Below are 19,098 nucleotides of genomic sequence, written 5' to 3' on the forward strand. Positions count from 1 at the left end.
CTCCGGTTGCGGGTGTGCGCGGCACGCGAGGCGCGGGCCGTACGCGGCACCGCCCTGCACGCCACATTAGTTGCGCACACAACCATATCACTCTTCCCCGCGCACCGGAAACGCGGGTTTAGCCGGAGCGCTTCCGTCCCCTTATAGCTGGTCGTCCACCGGCAGCAGCATGAACATGCCGGTCATCACGTTGCGCAGCAGCCCCGCATGCGGATCGACGTGATAGGTGGTCGGCTGGCCGTCGTCGATGCCCGTCCATTCGAGTTCGGGCGCCCCGCCGCCCGCCGGCGTCACGAGGCTCACGCGGTAGCTTTCATCCGGCCGGGTCACGCGCGCGAAGATCGTCGCGACCTGCTGCGCGAGCGCCGGGCTGTGAATCACGGGCGTCGGCGCGGCCTGCGCCACCGCTTCCCGACCAGGTCGGCGACCGCGGTGCGGCCGGAGTGCCAGAGTGTCAACGCCGGTCCCCGGACACGGAGAACCCGGCCGACCCCTCCCCCCACGGAAGGGCCGGCCGGGCGCGACGGTGGCGTGCTGCGTCAGGACAGCGTGGCCGCCACCGGGTCCCAGTCGTCCGGCAGGACGGGCACGGCCGGGGCCGACGACTCCAGCGGGAGGACGGCGTGCTGCTCGGCCGAGGCGGTGATCGTGGCCATCAGCTCCAGCACGTGCTGGGCCAGCTCGCCCGACGCGCGGTGCTGCTCGCCGCCGCGGATGGCGCGGGCCATGTCCAGCACGCCCATGCCGCGGCCCGCCGTCGACCCCGCCACCGGCAGCTCGCTCCACTCCTGCGCACCGAACGCCTGCACCCGCAGCGGGCCCTCGAAGGTGTTCGGGTCCGGCAGCGACAACGTGCCCTCGGTGCCGGTGATCTCGATCATCCGGCGCGGCACCGACGAGTCGAAGCTGAAGGTGGCCGACGCGCTCGGGCCGCTCGCGAAGTCCAGCAGCGCGTGCACATGCGTCGGCACCTCCACCGCGAACCGTGTGCCCGCCTTCGGGCCCGAGCCGATGACCCGCTCCGCGCGCGCCTGCCGCGCGGTCGCCGACACCCGGCCGACCGGCCCGAAGAGCGCCACCAGCGCCGTCAGGTAGTACGGGCCTATGTCGAACAGCGGCCCGGCGCCGTACTGGAAGAGGAACTCCGGGCTCGGGTGCCAGCTCTCCGGGCCGGGGCCCTGGGTCACCGCCGTGACGCTCACCGGCTCGCCGATGACGCCCGCGCTCACCGCGCGCGCCGCCGACTGCAGGCCCGCGCCCAGGAAGGTGTCGGGCGCGCTGCCCACCCGCAGCCCGGCGGCCTGCGCCTCGGCGAGGATCTTCGCCCCGTCGGCCGGTGCCAGCGCGAGCGGCTTCTCGCCGTAGACGTGCTTGCCCGCACCGATCGCCGCGCTCGCCACCTCGGCGTGCGCGGCCGGGATCGTGAGGTTGACGACGATCTCGACCTCGGGGATCGCCAGCACCGAGGCGACGTCCCCGGCGAAGGGCACCCCGTAGGTCTGCGCCGCCGCCCGCGCCCGCTCGACGTCGAGGTCGGCGATGCCCAGCACGCGGACGTCCGGGAAGCCGGACAGCGCCGTCAGGTACTGGGTGCTGATGACACCGGCGCCGATCAGCGCCACCCCCACCGGCCCGCGGCTCATGACCGCCCCTCCAGCTCCGTGAGGTAGGAGTGGCTGGCGGCGACGGCCTCGAACACGTCGCCCGCGCACGAGTCCAGCTCCACGATCCGGACCGCGTCCGGGGCCGCCGCGAGGATCGGCGGCACGTCGATCGTGCCCTGGCCGACCGCGGTGTGCGGCTGCTCCTTCACGCCCGGCCCGTCCTTGACGTGCAGCGAGTAGACCCGGTCGCCCAGCGTGCGCAGCAGCTCGGGCACGTCCGCGCCGCCCACCGCCGCCCAGTAGGTGTCGACCTCCAGGAAGACCTCGGGCGCCAGCAGCCCGGCCAGCACCTCCAGGGCGGTACGGCCCTCGAAGCGCGGCTCGATCTCCCACCAGTGGTTGTGGTAGCCGATGAGCGCGCCGTGCTCGGCGGCCTGCGCGGCGAAGCCGTTGAGCCGGTCGGCGACCTGCTGGAGGCCGTCGAGGGTGGTGAAGAGCTCGTGGTCGATCCCGCCGGGGATGATCGCCCGGTCGGTGCCGGTGGTGCGCACGGCGTCGAAGACCTCGCCGGCGTCCTTGCTGAACAGCGCGTACGCGTGGGTGCTCGGCACGGTGAGGCCGAGGTCGTCGGCGAGCTTGCGGAAACCGGCCGGGTCGGCGGTCGGGTCGTAGGGCTCCACCGAGCGGTAGCCGATCTCGGCGAGCCGGGTCAGCGTGCCGTCGCGGTCGGCGGCCATCTGGTCCCGGAGGGTGTAGAGCTGGATGCTCAGCGGCTCGGGCATGGAAACGGATCCTCCTGGAAGTGCGGCACTGATGGCAGTGCGGCAGGGCGAGGCGGTACGGCGTGGTGCGGGTCCTGCGGGTGGTGCGCGGTCGTCCGGCGGTGCGCGGGGTCAGCCCACGATGAGCGGGCGCAGTGTGCGGTGGGCGATCTCCAGGCCCTGGGTGACGCGGGTGGTGTCCCCGCTCCACACCGGGTCCTCGTGCTCGACGGACAGCACACCGGTGAAACCGCCCTCGTAGAGCGTGTCCACGATCCGCCGCCAGTCCACGTCCCCGAGGCCCGGAACGCGGTAGCGCCACCAGCCGCTGTCCCAGCCGTCGGCGCGCTCGACCGTCCGGCCGAAGAAGCCGTAGCGGTCCCTGGCCCGCGGGTCGAGCTGGGCGTCCTTGGCCTGGGCGTGCGGGATTCGGTCGATGTACGGCTTGAGCGCGGCCACCGGGTCGATGCCCAGCCACATCAGGTGCGACGGGTCGTAGTTGAGGTAGAGGCCCAGGCCGAACATCCACTCCCACAGCTCGGGGGAGTAGGCGAGGTTGCCCGGGTAGCCGTCCGGGTGCCAGCCCTCCATGACGCAGTTCTCGATGATGATCTTCACACCGCGCTCGCCCGCGTACTCCACCAGCGGCGGCAGCTCGCGCTCGGCCAGCGCGATGTTCTCCTTGACCGACAGGCCCGGGTGGCGGCCGATGAAGGTGCCGACGTACGGGACGCCGAGCAGGGCGGCCGCGTCCACGTTCGCCCGGACGTGGGCGGCGATCTCCGCCCGGCGCGTCTGATCTGGGTGCAGGTTGTTCTCATAGTAGGCGAGCGCCGACAGCTCCAGCGCGTGCCGCTCGAACAGCGCGCGCACCTCGTCCGCCTGCCGCTTGCCGAAGCCGGTCACGTCGATGTGGCTGGCCTCGAACTCCCGGGAGCCGGTGGACGGCCAGGTGGCCACCTCCAGCGCCTGGTAGTCGTGCGCGGCCGCCCACGCCGCGATCTCGTCCAGCGGCAGCTGCGGGAGGCAGGCGGTCAGAAAGCCCAGCTTCATCTCAGGAGACCTCTTTCCAGGACCGGTCGGCCGCCGACGCGAGCACGGCCTCGGTGAGGCGCACCATGCGGGCGGCGTCGTCGAAGGTGGGGAAGGGCCCACCGGTGCCGTCGGCGCGGACGGCGGCGTGCACGTCGCGGACGAAGGCCGCGAAGCAGTCGAGATAGCCCATCGGATGGCCGCCGGGCACCACCGACAGCCGGGCCGCGTCCGGCGCGAGCACCGCGGGGTCGCGCTGCACCGCCGCGTTCTCCCCGCGGCTGCCGACGAACAGCGTCTCCGGGTTCTCCTGGTCGAAGGCGAGCGACGTGGTGCTGCCGTCCACCTCGAACCACAGCCGGTTCTTGCGGCCGGGGGATATCTGGGAGACCGTCAGCGTGCCCGTCGCGCCCCGGTCGGTGCGGAAGAGCAACTGCACCGCGTCCTCCGTCGCGGGCACCCCGCCCGTCCGCGCCAGCGTCTGGCTGGTGGCCGTCAGTTCCGCGATGCGATGGCCCGTCACCCACTCGACCAGGTCGCACCAGTGCGAGCCGATGTCGGCGAAGGCCCGGGAGGGGCCGCCCGCCGCCGCGTCCACCCGCCAGTTGGTGTCGGTCGGCTGTGACAGCCAGTCTTGCAGGTAGTGCCCGTGCAGCAGGCGTACGTCGCCGGCCCGGCCGTCCCGCACCCGGGCGCGTGCCTCGGCCGCCATCGGGTGGTAGCGGTAGACGAACGGCACCGCGGCGACCCGGCCGGACTCCGCGGCCAGCGCCGCCAGTTCGCCCGCCGTCGCCGCCGACGTCGTCAGCGGCTTCTCGCACACCACGTGCTTGCCCGCCCGCAGCGCCAGCGCGGCCAGCTCGGCGTGCGCGTCGTTGGGCGTGCAGATGTGGACCACGTCCACGTCGTCACTGGTGACCAGCTCCGCCGAACTGCCGAAGGCACGCTCCACGCCGAGCGCGGCGGCGGCCTCTTTCGCGCGCGCCGGGGTCGAGGCGCTGACGCCGACCACCGGCGCGCCCGTACGGCGCACCGCGTCCAGATGCACGCGCCCGATCATCCCCACGCCGGCGATCGCCGTACGCAACGACGAACCGGGCGCGGATGCTGCGTTCCCGCCCACAAAAGCCCTCCCATTCCGCTTGCATACGACGCTAGCCACCCGGGTTTCGGTTGACAATGGCAAGATTTCCGCTAACTTCTGTCATAAATCGCGCCTCGCACAGCCCACCCGGGACCCGCCCCCGGGAGCCCGCCCGACGAAAGGCAGCGCCTGGTGACCGCAGCAAGCGACCGGCAACTGGCCGCGCTCAGCGAACTCGCCGGGCTGGTCGCCGCCGGGACCACCCGGCGCAGCCAGCTCGCCGCCGCCACCGGGCTGTCCCGGGCGGCCGTCGCCCAGCGCGTCGACCTGCTGATCGCCAAGGGCGTCCTGGTCGAGACCGGCACGGTCGCCACCGACCGCGGCCGCCCGCCGCTCACCCTGCAACTCGCCTCCGCCGGCGCCGTGGTGTGCGCCGTCGACCTCGGCGCCACCCACAGCACCGTCGCCGTCGCCGAACTCGGCGGCACGGTGCTCGTCGAGGCCACCGACGAACTGGACATCAACGACGGGCCCGAAGCCGTCCTCAGCGGCCTGCACCGGCAGCTCGGCCGCCTCCTCGCCGCCGCCGGCCACCCCGCCACCCACGTCCGCGCCATCAGCATCGGCGTGCCCGGACCCGTCGAGGCCAGCACTGGGACGGTCATCCGCCCGCCGATCATGCGCGGCTGGGACGGCACCTGCGTTCCCGGCTTCTTCGCCGACCGCTACCACGCGCCCGTCCTGGTCGACAACGACGTCAACATGATGGCCCTCGGCGAGTACGGCCACCGCCCCGCCGCCGACCACCTGCTCTACGTCAAGGTCGGCACCGGCATCGGCTGCGGCATCGTCTCCGGCGGCGTCGTCCACCGCGGCGCCACCGGCGCGGCGGGCGACATCGGGCACATTCGGGTGCCCGGACAGGACGACGTCCTGTGCCACTGCGGCAACACCGGTTGCGTCGAGGCGGTCGCCTCCGGCGCGGCCATCGCCGCGACGCTGCGCGAGGCGGGGCTGCCCGCCGAGCACGCCGCCGACGTCGTCCGCCTCGTCGCCGAGGGCGACCCGCTGGCCCGCCGCCAGGTCCGGCTCGCCGCGCAGCGGCTCGGCGACGTCATCGCCTCGCTCGTCAGCTTCTACAACCCCGACACGATCGTGCTCGGCGGGAGCATAGCGAGCCTCCACGACGACTTGCTCGCGGACATCCGCGCGGCCGTCTACCGCCGCGCCCTCCCGCTCGCGACCCGCACAGTCGCGATCGAGACGACCCTGCTCGGCCGACGCGCCGGCATCGAGGGCGCGCGCCGCCTCGCCGTCTCCCACCTGCTCTCTCCCGAGGGGATCGCCCACATGCTCTCCGGCACCCCCGCCTGAGCCGGCCCCCCCGTGGGGTGCCCCTTCCGCTACGGGCTGCCACCTGCGGTGAGCCCCGCGACCTTCCGCCGGTGGGCGGTTGCGCGCGCAGTTCCCCGCGCCCCTTCCGCTTCGGGCTGCCGCCCGGGGTCGCTTTGCGATCTTCCGCCGGTGGGTGGCTGATCGCGCAGTTCCCCGCGCCCCTGGTGTGCCGCCCTGCGCGGCAGGGGCAGCGCCATGCGGCGGAGGGCACTCGTTGTTGGGGGCGCGGGGAACTGCGCGCGCAACCACGGGGGAGGGACGGTCCCGCGACGGCGGGATGGGGCAGCCCGGGGGGACGGGGGGCTCGCCGGAGTGACCGGCGGAGGGTCAGGGGAGCGGCCGCCGCAGGTGGTACGCGTAGGTGCGCCACGGACGCCACCCCGCCGAGCCAGGATGCGGCTCCGGCAGGACATCGGGATCGCCGAGCCCGCGCATACGGATGAGCGCGGCGCACCCCGCCGGCATGCCCGGCAGGGCCAGCAGCGCCCGTTCCGCCTCGTCGCGGTCCGCGCCCGGGTCGAGCCGCAGCGTGCCCGACGCCAGCCCGTCCGCGAGGGCGCGGAGCAACGGCCGTACCCCCGCGGGCACTTCCGCGAGTTCCGCCCCGGCGAGGTCCGCGGGTCGCGGGAAGAGCCGGGTGAGCCCGCCGCGCGGCTGCGCGAGCCGTTCCCCGTACGCGGCGACCACCGCCGCCGACGCCTCGCCCAGCACCGCCCGCAGGGCGAACTCCTCCGGATCCGCGCTGCCCGGCGCGCGCACCCCCGGCCGTGCGGCGACCCGCTCGGCCAGCGCCGGATCCGCGCCGAGCCGTTCCGCCACCGCGTAGGGGTCCGCGTCGAGGTCGAAGAGCCGCCGCATCCGCTGGGTCGCCGTCGTGAGGTCGCGCAGGTCGTCGAGGTGCAGCCGGCAGTCCAGCCAGCCGCCGCGGCCCGGCCGTTCACCGACCTCGGCGACGCCCGCGCCGTGCGGCAGCCGCAGCGTACGGCGGTACGTCCGCGTCCCCGGGCGGCCGGTGACCTCCTCGACGCCGGGGACGGCGTGCTCGGCGAGGAAGCCGAAGACGTACCCCGTGTCGTACGGCCCGCGGTACGCGAGCCGCAGCGGCACGCCCGTCGCGGCGGCCCGCGCCTCCCGGGTGGGGGCGGGGCGCGCGGCCCGCAGCTCGGTCGGCGTGGCCGCGTAGATCTCCCGGATCGTCACGTTGAACTGCCGGACGCTCGCGAAGCCCGCGGCGAAGGCGATGTCCGCGGCCTGCATGGTCGTGGTCTGCAGAAGCACCCGCGCGGTGTGCCCGCGCTGCGCGCGGGCCAGGGCGATGGGACCCGCGCCCAGCTCCGCGTTGAGCTGCCGCTGCACCTGGCGGGCGCTGTAGCCCAGCCGGCTGGCGAGGCCCCCGACGCCCTCGCGGTCCACGACGCCGTCGCCGATGAGCCGCACCGCGCGGCCGACGACATCGGCCCGCGCGTTCCAGTCCGCGGAGCCCGGCACCGCGTCGGGGCGGCAGCGGCGGCACGCCCGGAAACCGGCGCCCTGCGCGGCGGCCGCGGTGGCGTAGAAGGAGACGTTCGCCCGCTTGGGCGTGATCGCCGGGCAGCTCGGGCGGCAGTAGATGCCGGTGCTGGACACGCCGAAGAAGAAGACCCCGTCGAAGCGGGCGTCCCGGCTGCGGACCGCCTCGTACCTGCTGTCCTCGGTCATCATGCGTCCCAGTATCGCCGCCCGCCGCGCACCGGGCTAGCGGATTTCGGACGCGGCGGTGCTCTTACGCGGGGCGGACGGCGCGGGGCCCCACGCAGCGGGCCCCCACCGCCTCGACCCGGGCCCGCAGCCCACGGTCGGCGGTGACGACCAGGCACGGGCGCGGGGCGGCTTCCGCCGCGAGCCGCGCGATGAGGTCGTCCCCGCTGCCCGGGGCCTCCACGACCTCGACGCCCGGCACGGACGGCACGCCGCGCGCCTGCCCCTCGGTGACCAGCACGACCTCGACCGCCGCTCCCACGGCCCACTCGGGCGCGCCGCTGCCCGCCCCGAGCCCGTTCGCGGCGACCGCGACCAGCCGGTCCCGCAACCGCTCCGCGGCCCCCCGCCGGTCCCGCCACCATCCGTCCGGCACCGACCCCACGACATTCGCCCCGTCCACGAGGACCACTGCGCTGGCATCACCCATCCCGGCAGTCTGCCCTCCCGGGCACCGGAAGCGCCCCCACCGGGGCGGCGGGTCGTGTCCCTCCCGGACCACCCCCGGTGGTGGGTTGCGCGCGCAGTTCCCCGCGCCCCTGAAAACGGTCATCCTGCGTGCAGAGGGCACCCCCCAGGGGCGCGGGGAACTGCGCGCTCAGCCCCCACGGGCGGGTGGTCCGGCGGCAGCGCGAACCCCCCACCGGGACGGTGGAACCCTCACCCCGGGAAGGGGTTCAGCAAGGGTCCCGCCAAGCGTCCAGCGACAAGCGCTTCCGCATGGAGCTGAATCCCCGCTTCCGTGCCTCGGGGCAGAACTGGTCGGTCCGCAGGTCGTATTCCACGTGGAAGACGGGCTTCCCGGCGGCGATGAACGGCGCCAGCCGCTCGCACTCGCCGTACTGCGCGCACTGTTCGTCGACGGAGAAGTCGAAGTCGGGGAGCAGGTCGGGCACTTGGCCGAGGTCGTTCTTGAGGGCGACGGACAGGCCGCGGTCGTGGGCGAGGGAGGCGATCATGCGGTTGTAGGCGAGTTGGTCGGCGGCGGTGAGGGGGAAGCCGGTGGTGTTGGTGTAGCCGTCGAGGAGGTCGGGTTCGACGGCGTCGAAGCCTTTGGTGCGGCACATGTCGAAGCGGGCCGCCATGAGGGGGCGGAGCCGGTCGAGGGCGCGGATGTCGAGCCAGCGTTCGCCGTCCCAGCCGTCGCCGCGGCCGAGCAGGGCGGTGGGGAAGTTTTTGGCGTCGGGCCGGAAGGATTCCCACGCGCCCGCGTTGACATAGCAGATGACGTGGCGTCCGGCGGTGTGCAGCCGGGTGACGGCGGCGGTGTCGTTCTCGAAGCCGTCGATGTCGTAGACGGGTACGTCGACGCTCGTGTCGAGCGTGCCGCTGAGCTGCCACTGCCAGGCGACCCCGGGCCGCGGCTGCCACCGCCCGGCCGCGGCCCGGTCGTCGGGCCGGTCGGGCCGGTCCGCCCGGTCCGGCCCGCCGCCCGTGGTGCATCCGGCGAGGAGCACCAGCGCGGCGGCGAGCCAGGCCAGCGGTCGGCGGGTCATGCGGCTTCCGCGGCGGCGGGGGAGTGCTGCCAGGGGTTGGGCGGGGTGCCGGGCACCGCGCAGTGGACTCCGGCGCCGCGGCGGGCGGCGGTGCGGGCCACGGCGCGGGCGGCGGCGTCGCCGGGGACGTCGTAGACGAGGTGGCAGAAGCGGGCCGGGGGGTGGGCCGCGGTCCAGTGGGGGACGGCCGCGGCGGCGTAGTCCGTCCAGCTGCCCTCGTAGGTGACGATCAGGTCGGCGATGTCGGTGTAGGCGGGGTCGGGGTGCACCCCGGGGTTGAGGACGACGGCGGGGGCGCCGCCGAGCCGTGCGGTGTGGGCGAGCCGCCGGTAGTAGGGCAGGCGGTCGCGGCCGGTGGCGGCGCGGTCGAGGAAGACCCCGCCGACGCCGTACCACTCCCGGTGCAGCAGGACGTCGCGCGCGGCGTCCTGCACGGGCCGGGTGGCGTAGTCGGTGTCGACGTAGCCGAACAGCCGCACCCCGGCGGCCCGCAGTCGCCGGGCCGCCGCGGCGAAGGCCCGGTCGGGTGTGCCGCGGCCGGGCCCGTCGGCGATGTTGAGCACCACCCCGTGCAGCCGGTCGGCGGTGTGCTCCAGCGCGCGCCAGGCGCCGGGGTCGACGGCGGGGTGGACGTACAGCGGCACCAGCAGTGTGCCGGTCGGGTGGTCGGGGGTGGGTGTCACGGGTGGGCTCCGGCGGGGGCGGGGGCGGCGGCCCGGCTGAGGGCCGCGAGGGAGTCGTGGAGGGTGCGGGTGGGGCGCCAGCCCAGCGCGGTGGCGGCCAGCGACACGTCCGCCTGTACCCAGGAGACCGCGGCGGAGCGTTCGGAGCCCGTGCCGGACTCGTCGACGCGGCCGGTGAAGCCGCACCGTACGGCCAGTTCGGCGACCAGGTCGCGTACCAGGGTCGCGACGCCCGAGCCGATGTTGAGCACCGGGGGGAGCGGGCCGGGCGCGGTGGCGGCCAGTGCCACCGCCTCGGCCACGTCCGCCACGTCCACGAGGTCACGGTACGCGCCCAGGTCGCCGGTGCGGACGACGCCGTCCGGCGGCGTGCCGCGGAAGGCCGCGGCGAGCCGTCCTGGCAGGCCGGACGCGGGGGCACCGGCTCCTACCGGGTTGAAGACCCGCAGGGCCACGGCGTCCAGGCCCGATCCGGTCACCGCGAGGGTGCCGGCCAGTTTGGTCGCCCCGTACACCCCGGCGGGGCGGGCCGGTGCGGTCTCGGCGAGCGGTTCGCCGGGCAGGCCGGGCCCGTACTCGCCCGCCGAACCCAGGTGCACCAGGCGGGCGTTCGGCACGGCGGCGGACATCGCCTCGGCGAGCGCGGCCGCGCCCCGCGCGTTGACGGCGGCCAGGGTGCTGGCCGGGCCCGCGGCCAGGCCCGCGCAGTTGACGACCGCGTCGGGGCGCAGCCCGCCGAGCGCGGCGGCGAGCAGATCGACCGGTACGGAGCCGAGGTCCACCCCGAGGTCGGGCGCGGGCCCTTCGGCGGGGGCCGCGCGGCGGCTGCCGTGCAGCACCGTCACGCCGGGTTCCGCCGCGAGACGGGCGGCGACCGGGCCGCCGAGGAAGCCGCGGGCGCCGAGCACCAGGATCCTGCGCACGGCGCTCACGCCCCCTTCAGCAGCAGCGGGCGCAGGCTGCTGAATTCGGCGTTGGCCCGGTCGTAGTCGTCGGGGCGCCCGATGTCGAGCCAGTAGCCCTCGAACTCGTGGGCGCGCGGCGGCTGTCCGGCGGCCAGCAGGTCGAGGACGACCTCGTCGAAGCCGAGTGGCAGGCCCGCGGTGAAGCGGTCGAGCGTGCTCCGGGAGACCCCGTAGACGCCCATCGACACGCGGTAGTCCATGCTCGGCTTCTCGGTGAAGCCGACGACCTGGCCCTCGTCGGTGGTGAGCACCCCGAAGTCGATGGTGACGCTGCGCGGGTAGGTGGCGATGGTCAGCGGCGCCCCGGAGGCGCGGTGGCCGTGCAGCAGTTGCCCGAAGTCGAGGTCGGTGAGGATGTCGCCGTTCATCACGAGGAAGTGCTCGGGCAGGCGGTCGCGCATCGTCAGCAGCGGGCCCATGGTGCCGAGCGGGCTGTCCTCGGTGGTGTAGCCGACGTCGAGGCCCCACTGCGACCCGTCGCCGACGTAGGCGCGGATGATGTTGCCGAGATGGCCGATGGCGATCGTGCAGCTGCGGAATCCGGCCCCGGCCAGCTGCCGGAGCACGATCTCCAGGATCGCGTGGCTGTCGCCGATCGGGACGAGCGGTTTGGGCAGGGCGGTGGTGTACGGGCGCAGCCGTACGCCCTTGCCGCCGGCGAGGATGACAGCGTGCATGGTGGTTCCCCCCAGGGGTGGTGGTTCGCTCACGCGAGATGACGGAGCGTCAGACGTTGTAGGCGGCGGTGCGGTAGCGGGCCAGGTGCGCGGGGTCGCGGAAGAAGTCGACGGTGCGGGCGAGGCCCTCGTCGAGGCGGTGCGCGGGCGCCCAGCCGGTCGCCGCGCGCAGCCGGGTCGCGTCGCACACCAGCCGCATCACCTCGGAACCGGCCGGGCGCAGCCGCTGCGGGTCCTCCAGCACGGCGAGGTCGGCGTCCATCAGCGTGCCGATGAGCGTGACGAGTTCGCCGACCGAGATCTCACCGCCCGTGCCGGCGTTGAAGGTCCGGCCGACGACGCGCTCGGCCGGAGCGGTGCCGACCGCGAGGAAGGCGGCGGCGGTGTCCTTGACGAAGAGGAAGTCCCGGGTGGGGCGCAGGTCGCCGAGCGTCACCGTCCGCTCCCCGGCGGCCACCTGCCCGATCACGGTCGGGATCACCGCCCGCATCGACTGCCGCGGCCCGTAGGTGTTGAACGGCCGCAGCGTCACCACCGGAGTGCCGAAACTGGCGTGGTAGCTGTCCGCCAGCCGGTCGGCGGCGGCCTTGGACGCGGCGTACGGGGACTGGGTGCGGATCGGGTGGTCCTCGGTGATCGGTACGGTCTGCGCGGTGCCGTACGTCTCGCTCGTGGAGGTGTGCACGAGCCGCGCGACGCCCGACTCGCGTACGGCTTCGAGGACGTTGAGGGTGCCGGTGACATTGGTGTCGACGTAACTGCGGGGCGCGCGGTAGGAGTACGGGATCGCGATGAGCGCGGCCAGGTGGTAGACGGTGTCGCAGCCCGCGACCAGCTCGCGCACCGATCCCGGGTCGCGGACGTCGCCCATCACCACCTCGACGCACGCCCGCACGTCGGCCGGCAGTTCGTCCAGCCAGCCGTGCGACGAGAAGGAGTTGTACTGCACCATCGCCCGCACCGGGCGGCCGGCGGCGACGAGCGCCTCGACCAGGTGCGAGCCGATGAAGCCCTCGGCGCCGGTGACGGCGACGGGAGTTGCGGTGGACACGGTGGATCTCCTCGGTGGGGTAAGGGGGTTGGCCAACAGGTGGGAACGGAAGGGGGGTTCAGCGGTGGGTGGTCACGCGCGCGGTGACCGTCGTGGCGGCGGCGAGCAGGACGGCCGCGGCGCCCGCGCTCACCACGCCGAACACCGCGCCCGGCGTGCCGATGTGCGCGGCCCGCAGCGCGATCGCCGCCGCGGCGGACGCCGACAGGGTGGCGGCGGCCGTCCACGGCCGCCCGCAGGACTGCAGCAGCAGGGCCAGCCACAGCGCGCAGCCCAGCGCGAGCAGGACGCCCAGGTGCGGCGCGTCCCACGCGGCCGCCCCCGGGAGCACCGCGGACTCGACGCCCGCGAGCACGGCGAGCGTGGCCGCGTAACCGCCCAGGCAGCGCGCCAGCACCCGCCACGACCTGGCGAGCAGCCGCTCGGCCACCCCGGTCGCCCGCAGCGCGCCCAGGCAGCGGCTGCGGAAGCGGAAGAGCAGCCACTCGGCCACGCCCATGCTCACGGTGAGCGCCCCCACCAGCTCCCCGGCGAGCGCCGCGCCCACCACGAGCACCCCGGCGGCCAGCCCGCCGAGCCCGAGCGGCACCGACCGCAGCAGCGGCACGGGCGCCGCGTCCCGGTCCGTGCGTGAGGGCGCGCCGTCCGCGCGGCCCGCGCGCAGCCCCGCCCACCAGGCCGCCGCCACCGCCGCGGCGACCGTCGCCGACAGCAGCGCGGCCGGTACGGCGGAGGGGAGACCGGCGGTGCCCAGGGCGGCGGCCGGGAGGAGCGGCGCGAGGACGTACAGCAGCAGCCGCTCGCGGTCCAGGACGAGCAGGGCGGTCGCCGCCGCCATGTACAGCGCCTGGCCGAGCGCGAAGAGCGGCGCGGCCGGGCGGGCGGTGCCGGTTAGGGCGAGGGCCGCGCCCGCGGCGGGAAGGACGCCGAGGGCCCCGCCGGTGAGCAGGCAGCGGGCGGCGGCGCGCGGGCGGCGGGCGAGCAGCAGCAGGCCCGCCCGGTGCGCGAGGGCCTGGTTCCAGCCCCAGCTGACCAGCGCCGCGGCGGCCCAGCCCGCGACCGCAGCGCTCACCCCGAAGGGGCCCGCGGGACCGCCCGCCCAGCGCCCGCCGAGCAGGTAGGCCACGCCGGGCAGCGCGAAGGTCAGGCCGCGCAGCACACAGCGCGCCAGGTCCGTACGCCACGGGTCGGGCAGCGGCTCCGGCTCGGGATAGGCGCGCGGCACCCGGGCGAAGAGGGCCTCGGCGAGGGAGAAGAGGTCGCGGTGCCGGTAGCGGCCGGTGATCTGCTCGTCCGTCAGCCCCTCGGACTCCAGCAGCGCGGCGATCTCCTCGGCGTGCGCGGCGGCGGCGCAGCCCTCGCCGAGACGCTCGGCCAGTTCCGCGAGTTCGGCCTCGGCGTCACCCGCCGCCCACCCGGGCGCGGCCCGCAATCGCACGGCCCGGCCGGGGGCCTGGCCCGTGTGCAGCCGTACGGCGCCGTCGGGGGCGTCCGCGGGGGCCCGGCCCGCGTCCGGCCGTGCGTCCAGGGTCTGGGCCTCGCCCAGACGTACCGCCCCGCTCATGCCGTGCCCTCCGCGGCGGACGGGGACGTGGGGGCGGCGGTCGGGCGCCACAGGCGCGGCAGCCAGGTCACACCGGCGTAGCTGCGGGCCGAGCGCGGTTCCGTGTCGGACAGGCCCGTGTAGATGGCGCGGAAGGACTCGACGGTCCTGCGCAGCGTGAAGCGGTCGATGACCCGGATCCGCGCCGCCTCGCCGAGCGCGGCGCGCCGGGCCGGGTCGCGCAGCAGGGCGAGGGCGGCGAGCGCCATTGCGGCCGGGTCGCGCGGCGGCACGACCAGGCCGGTGTCGCCGACCGCCTCGCGCACTCCGCCGACGTCCGTCGAGACGGTGCAGCGTCCGCAGGACATCGCCTCGATGAGGGTGAAGGGGAAGCCCTCGCTGATGCTGGAGAGCATCACCACCTGCCCGGCCGCGTACGCGGTGCGGATGTCGTCGACGCGGCCCTCGAAGCTCACCGCGCCGCCCGCGCCCAGCTCCCGCGCCAGCTCCTCGCAGCGCGCCCGGTAGTCCTCACCGCCGCGCGGCGTGCCGCCGAAGACGCGCAGCCGCGCCTCGGGTATCTCCTCGCGGACCAGCGCGAAGGCGCGGATCAGCGTCTCCAGGTCCTTGATCGGGTCGATCCGCCCGGCCCAGCTGAGCGTCGGCACCTCCGGTTCGGGCCCGGCGACCGGGAAGGCCGAGGGGTCCACGCCGTTGTAGACGGTGCGGATACGGTCCGGCGCGGCGCCGCCGTGCTCCTCCCAGCGCCGGTTGTAGCGGTTGCCGGGGGTGACGAGCGCGCTGTGCCGGTAGGCCTCGCGGGCGAGCAGCCGGAAGAAGTGCAGCAGCAGCGCCTTGACCGGCCAGCGGTAGGGCCCGCCGCGGTGTCCGAGGTAGCGCTCGCGCTGGTAGACGCCGTGCTCGGTGAGCAGCAGGGGGACGCCGTCGCGGTGGTGGGCGAGCAGTCCGGGCAGTGTCGCGAGTCCGCCGCTCACCGCGTGCGCCACACCCGTGGGCGGGGTGGCGGCGAGCGGGCGCAGCGCGTGCTCCAGCAGATCGGTGCCGGTCAGCGCGTCGTACTGGCTCGGGCGGGCCGCCGCCGCGTCCGTGCCCGGCCGCCGCCACAGCCGGGCCAGGGTGCGTACCGCTGCTTCGGAGCGCAGGCCCGCCGAGAGGGTGCCCGCCTCGGCCCACCCGCCGAGTTCGTGGAGCGCGGGCCCGAACAGCTCGTCGTCGCCGCTGCCCTCGGCGAGCAGCGCGGTCAGCAGCCGCTCCCACGCGGTGAGCAGTGCCCGCCGGTCGCGCCCGCGCGGCTCGCGCCCTGCTGGGGTGTCGCCCCACACCGGCAGTTCGTCCAGCGCGGTGACGTTCGGCGGGAGCTGCCAGGCGAGCGGCTCGCCGCCGGTGGCGGTGACGGCGGTGACGCGGAATTCGACGTCGGGCATCGCGCGGACCAGCTGGTCGCACCAGACGCTCACCCCGCCCGCGCTGTGTGGATACGTTCCCTCGGTCAGCAGCGTCACGTGCGCGGGACGCGCCGCGGGCAGGCCGGAAGTTGCGTGCATGACGTGGTGTCCCCCTGGACGGGTCGGTACGGGCGGGTACGGGCCGGGGCGCGAGGGCGGTGCGGGGAAGGGGCGTCGGGGCGTCCGGGCGGCGGCGCGGACGGCGGTCGTACGGGCGGGTGCGCGCGGGACGCGGATCCGCGCGCACCCGCCCAGCCGTGCGGCCGGTCAGCCGGTCGGTCTGTCAGCCGGTCGGTCAGTCGCGGGCGCTGTCGCCCGGTCCTGCGGGCACCGCGTCCGTGACGCCGCGCGGCACCGGCAGCCGTCCGGCGGGGGCGGCGAGCCGGGCGGGTGTGCCCGGCGCGGACGCCGCGGCGGCGGCGGCGGGCACGGCGGCCGCGGGCAGCGCGAGCGTCACCGCGCTCTGGAGGAGCCCCGGCGTTGCCCAGCCGGAGACGCGGCCCGCGTACGCGGTGCCGAAGGCGGTGGAGCCCAGCAGTTGGGACTGCCGGGTGCCGGCCGGCATCGTCGCGTCGATCTGGACCCCGGAGGGCGCGCTCACGGTGACGGTGCCGCCGATCCGGTAGGCGGTCACCTTGCCGCCCTTCCACGCCGCGCTCCACGCGGCCCGGCGCTGCAGCTCGGTGGCGATGTCCGCGGTGCGCAGGTTGACCGCCGGGGTGGAGGCGGCGAACAGGCCCGCGTAGTCGCCGAGGACGCGCTCCAGCACCGGGTAGGCGATGCGGTCCTCGGCGAGGTTGGACTGGTGGACGAAGTGCGGGCGCGGGTTGTTGCCGAGCACGTGCCCGAGGTCGATGCGTGCCTCCAGCGGCACGATGTACGAGGTGTAGCCGGTCGCCGGGTCCAGCGGGGCGGGCAGGCAGGTGGAGTTGCCGGACGTGGTGCACGCGCCGCTGCCGCCCTGGGCCGCGCTGGTGTAGATCCAGTTGTACTCGTCGGTCTCCTCCTGCGCCGTGCCGGCGTTGTAGAAGACGTTCATCGGGAAGCGCGGCACGGTGACCGCGGGGCCGACCGTCCGCTGGTCGGGCTCCCGGGAGTTGTCGCTCGCGAGGTACTTCACGCCGAGCGAGCTGAGCGCCGGGGCGAGGTTGGGGTTGTCGGCGGGCTGCTGCGGCAGCACCTTCAGGCCGGAGTGCTCGCCGGTCACCAGCTCGTCGTCGTCCAGGGAGAGCCCGTGGGCGGCGGCCCAGGCGCGGTTGTCCTTGACGGCGGCGGTGATGTCGGCCCTGCTCACCCACTGGGTGGCGCCGCTCGCGGTCGTCGCGCAGCGCCACGGCACCACGGTGACGTCCTGGACGCAGCCCAGGAAGGGGTGCAGATAGGTGTGGTTGACCCAGCGGTAGGACTTCTTGTCGGCCAGCAGCCGGGTCGCGAGCGGGTCGGTGGCCGTGTCGTGGTCGGACTTCCAGTCCTCGCTGCCGCCGCCGTTGAAGACGAAGTCGAAGGTGAAGCCGTGCGCGGCCGACCACTGTTCGGCGTAGGCGGCGTCGTCCGCGGTCATCCGGATCGGGTTGTCGTCCCCGCCGGTGCCGATCGGGCAGTCGACGTCGCCCGGGGTGCAGTTGAGGGTGGGGTTCCACCGGTCGTCGGCCAGGAAGACGTCGTCGACCTGCACCTCGAAGTAGTTGCGGTCGGCGCCGAGGTGGACGCCCTGCGTCATCCACTCCACGATGCCGCGCGCCAGCAGCCGGAACTGCTGCTGGTACTGGTTGTAGACGAACGGCAGCACCAGCTCGCTGCGCCCGTCGTGGGTGTACTGCCCCACCAGCACCCCGCGCCGGGTGCTGCCGGGAACGGGCGCGTCCACCAGCGTGGTGAAGGACGCCCCCGCGGCCTGGTCGGTCAGCGGCGCGGCCAGGTAGCCGTAACTCTCCGCCTGGTAGGGGTCGTTGTCCTCGAAGGGCACCGCGCCCCTGAGGTAGCCGAAGTCACCGGCGGCGCCCTGGGCGGTCACCTGCCCCTGGATGCCGTCGAGCTGGCCGATGTAGCCGCCGTTCTGCGCGTAGTCCAGCCCGACCGCGGGGGAGGCGTACGTGTACGCGTCCACCTGCCGTACGCCGTACGCCGTCTCGTACGCGGCGAGCGCCGCCATCTCGGCCGAGCCCGCCCCGAAGGGGTTCTCGTTCGGCAGCACCACGGCCTGGAACTTCGCCCGCGGGCGCCCGGAGACGGTGTCGCTCAGGAAACCCGCGGTGATCACCGGGCGTCCCGGCGCCGTGAGGTCCACCGTGGTGTACGGGGTCCCCGCGCCGTCCAGTTCCGCGGTCACCGCGGCGGTGGCCGGTCCCCCGTCGTCCACCACCAGCACCCGCAGGTCCACCCGCGGGGTGACGGCCGCCGCCCGCGCCGCCGACGGCGCGAGCACCAGGCCGACCAGTGCCGCGGCGGTCGCGACCGCCGCGGCACGCACACTTCTGCCCATGAATTTCTCCCCCGGCAGCCGCCGATTCCCCATCGGCGCACTCCCACTCGCAACGGCACTTTTCCGGCCGTATGTCCGGGGACCCATGGTGGATCATCGCGCGGAGGAATTGTGACCGTCCTGCGGAGATCGTCGGCAGGCGCGGAAACGTCCCTGCGGGGGATTTTCCGGGCGCGGCACGCTCACCTGCGGTGTTATGGGATGTCATGCTCGCGATACATGCGGATTATCGACCTGAATGATGAATGGTCGATTGTATTTTCGAAGATCACACGAACGGGTGAAGCGTTCGATTGCAGATTCGACACGAGCATGCGGGCGCGGTGCGGCTCCGGCGGTTTCCCGGGGACGAACGGGTCCGCCATCACCCGCTTTTCCGGAGGGCCGGCCGCACCGATCAGTCGATCGGCGGCGGTCCCGGCTGCGGGGTCGGCTCGGGCGTCGGCGGCACGGGGGCCGGCGGTGTCGGTGACGGCGGGGTCGGTACGGGCCCCGGAACCGGATGCGGCTCGGGGGTCGGCGTCGGGTCGGGACCCGGCACCGGTTCCTCGGGCGGCGTCGGTACCGGCGGATAGGTGTCAGGGAAGGGTGTGGTCATCGCAAGCTCCATAAGTTGCGTTCCGGTCGCCCTTCGCGTACCCGGCCCCCGCGCGCCCATGCCGTCCGCGCCCCCCGGTCCGTATCCCGCGCGCCCCCTGACGCGCCCCGCGCGCGCCCCCGTGGGGGTGAATGCCGCCCCCGGCTGCAACTGCGCCCCCGTCCCCGTGGTCCCTCCCGGCGGAAGAGACCCCGGCGGGAGGAGCGGAAGGTTGCGGAAGGACTGGGAGTGCCTGCGGGAGCCTGGCCTGGTGCACGTGGTGGTCACGGCGGGTGACGCGGCGAGCGCGTACCGCGTCTTCGACGCGCTGGTCGACCGCTTCCCCGCGGTCGGTCCGCCCGCCCGTCTCGGCGCCCCGCCGGGCCTGGTCTCCCTCGCCTTCGTGGCTCCGACGGCTCCGACGGCCCCGACGGCACCGAGGGCTACGGAGGCCCCGACCGCCCAGGCGGCGCCGCCCGCCCCCGCGCCCCCGCCCGCCTGATCCGGGTCGCCCGCGTTCGAACACAACACCGCATTCGGGGCAT

The 19,098-nt window shown here is 75.1% G+C and carries 17 protein-coding genes; 2 read left to right on the plus strand and 15 right to left on the minus strand.

Annotated features, from left to right (window positions below):
- Positions 1-141: 141 nt before the first annotated feature.
- The 5 genes from ACWERV_RS09265 to ACWERV_RS09285 all read right to left on the minus strand — a co-directional run bounded on the left by ACWERV_RS09265 (position 142) and on the right by ACWERV_RS09285 (position 4,520).
- Positions 142-405 carry a hypothetical protein gene (locus ACWERV_RS09265; protein WP_452930672.1) on the minus strand — a complete coding sequence of 88 codons (264 nt, stop codon included), beginning with the start codon at positions 403-405 and terminating at the stop codon, positions 142-144.
- A gap of 134 nt (positions 406-539) precedes the next feature.
- Positions 540-1,643, minus strand: coding sequence for a Gfo/Idh/MocA family protein (locus ACWERV_RS09270; RefSeq protein ID WP_452930675.1), 1,104 nt, complete (start codon positions 1,641-1,643; stop codon positions 540-542).
- Positions 1,640-2,386: a sugar phosphate isomerase/epimerase family protein gene (locus ACWERV_RS09275; protein WP_398180058.1), complete on the minus strand. Its 747-nt coding sequence runs from the start codon at positions 2,384-2,386 to the stop codon at positions 1,640-1,642. Before ACWERV_RS09275 ends, ACWERV_RS09270 begins: the two co-directional genes overlap by 4 nt.
- Positions 2,387-2,497: 111 nt before the next feature.
- Positions 2,498-3,418 carry a sugar phosphate isomerase/epimerase family protein gene (locus ACWERV_RS09280; RefSeq protein ID WP_452930678.1) on the minus strand — a complete coding sequence of 307 codons (921 nt, stop codon included), beginning with the start codon at positions 3,416-3,418 and terminating at the stop codon, positions 2,498-2,500.
- 1 nt (position 3,419) lies between these two features.
- Positions 3,420-4,520 (minus strand): Gfo/Idh/MocA family protein, encoded by a 1,101-nt coding sequence (locus tag ACWERV_RS09285; RefSeq protein WP_452930680.1) that lies wholly within the window; start codon positions 4,518-4,520, stop codon positions 3,420-3,422.
- A gap of 153 nt (positions 4,521-4,673) precedes the next feature.
- Here ACWERV_RS09285 and ACWERV_RS09290 point away from each other — a divergent pair, with 153 nt between their 5' ends.
- The gene (locus tag ACWERV_RS09290; RefSeq protein ID WP_398180049.1) at positions 4,674-5,855 is read left to right on the plus strand and encodes an ROK family transcriptional regulator; all 1,182 of its coding nucleotides are present in this window, start codon (positions 4,674-4,676) and stop codon (positions 5,853-5,855) included.
- Positions 5,856-6,203: 348 nt separating this feature from the next.
- Here the strand turns inward: ACWERV_RS09290 and ACWERV_RS09295 are convergent, their stop codons facing one another.
- From ACWERV_RS09295 to ACWERV_RS09340, 10 genes are all read right to left on the minus strand, one after another.
- The gene (locus tag ACWERV_RS09295; RefSeq protein WP_452930969.1) at positions 6,204-7,574 is read right to left on the minus strand and encodes a bifunctional transcriptional activator/DNA repair enzyme AdaA; all 1,371 of its coding nucleotides are present in this window, start codon (positions 7,572-7,574) and stop codon (positions 6,204-6,206) included.
- Positions 7,575-7,638: 64 nt separating this feature from the next.
- Positions 7,639-8,043, minus strand: coding sequence for an NTP pyrophosphohydrolase (locus ACWERV_RS09300; RefSeq protein WP_452930683.1), 405 nt, complete (start codon positions 8,041-8,043; stop codon positions 7,639-7,641).
- 247 nt (positions 8,044-8,290) lie between these two features.
- Positions 8,291-9,109 carry an endo alpha-1,4 polygalactosaminidase gene (locus ACWERV_RS09305; RefSeq protein ID WP_452930687.1) on the minus strand — a complete coding sequence of 273 codons (819 nt, stop codon included), beginning with the start codon at positions 9,107-9,109 and terminating at the stop codon, positions 8,291-8,293.
- Entirely contained in the window at positions 9,106-9,792 is a 687-nt protein-coding gene (locus ACWERV_RS09310) for a spherulation-specific family 4 protein (protein ID WP_452930690.1), read from the minus strand. Before ACWERV_RS09310 ends, ACWERV_RS09305 begins: the two co-directional genes overlap by 4 nt.
- On the minus strand, positions 9,789-10,724 hold the full coding sequence (locus tag ACWERV_RS09315) for an NAD-dependent epimerase/dehydratase family protein (RefSeq protein WP_452930693.1): 936 nt from the start codon (positions 10,722-10,724) through the stop codon (positions 9,789-9,791). Before ACWERV_RS09315 ends, ACWERV_RS09310 begins: the two co-directional genes overlap by 4 nt.
- Entirely contained in the window at positions 10,721-11,434 is a 714-nt protein-coding gene (locus ACWERV_RS09320; protein WP_452930696.1) for a sugar phosphate nucleotidyltransferase, read from the minus strand. The genes ACWERV_RS09315 and ACWERV_RS09320 overlap by 4 nt, the downstream gene beginning before the upstream one ends.
- A gap of 49 nt (positions 11,435-11,483) precedes the next feature.
- Positions 11,484-12,485, minus strand: coding sequence for an SDR family NAD(P)-dependent oxidoreductase (locus ACWERV_RS09325; RefSeq protein ID WP_452930699.1), 1,002 nt, complete (start codon positions 12,483-12,485; stop codon positions 11,484-11,486).
- A 58-nt stretch (positions 12,486-12,543) separates the two neighbouring features.
- Positions 12,544-14,049: a hypothetical protein gene (locus ACWERV_RS09330; protein ID WP_452930701.1), complete on the minus strand. Its 1,506-nt coding sequence runs from the start codon at positions 14,047-14,049 to the stop codon at positions 12,544-12,546.
- Positions 14,046-15,593, minus strand: coding sequence for a GT4 family glycosyltransferase PelF (gene pelF / locus ACWERV_RS09335; protein ID WP_452930704.1), 1,548 nt, complete (start codon positions 15,591-15,593; stop codon positions 14,046-14,048). Before pelF ends, ACWERV_RS09330 begins: the two co-directional genes overlap by 4 nt.
- A gap of 196 nt (positions 15,594-15,789) precedes the next feature.
- Positions 15,790-17,976, minus strand: a complete 2,187-nt coding sequence (locus ACWERV_RS09340) for a hypothetical protein (RefSeq protein ID WP_452930707.1) — start codon at positions 17,974-17,976, stop codon at positions 15,790-15,792.
- Positions 17,977-18,785: 809 nt separating this feature from the next.
- On the opposite strand from ACWERV_RS09340, the gene ACWERV_RS09345 reads away from it, so the two are divergent.
- Positions 18,786-19,055: a hypothetical protein gene (locus ACWERV_RS09345; protein ID WP_452930710.1), complete on the plus strand. Its 270-nt coding sequence runs from the start codon at positions 18,786-18,788 to the stop codon at positions 19,053-19,055.
- Positions 19,056-19,098 lie beyond the last annotated feature (43 nt).

This window comes from Streptomyces sp. NPDC004031, assembly GCF_053604375.1.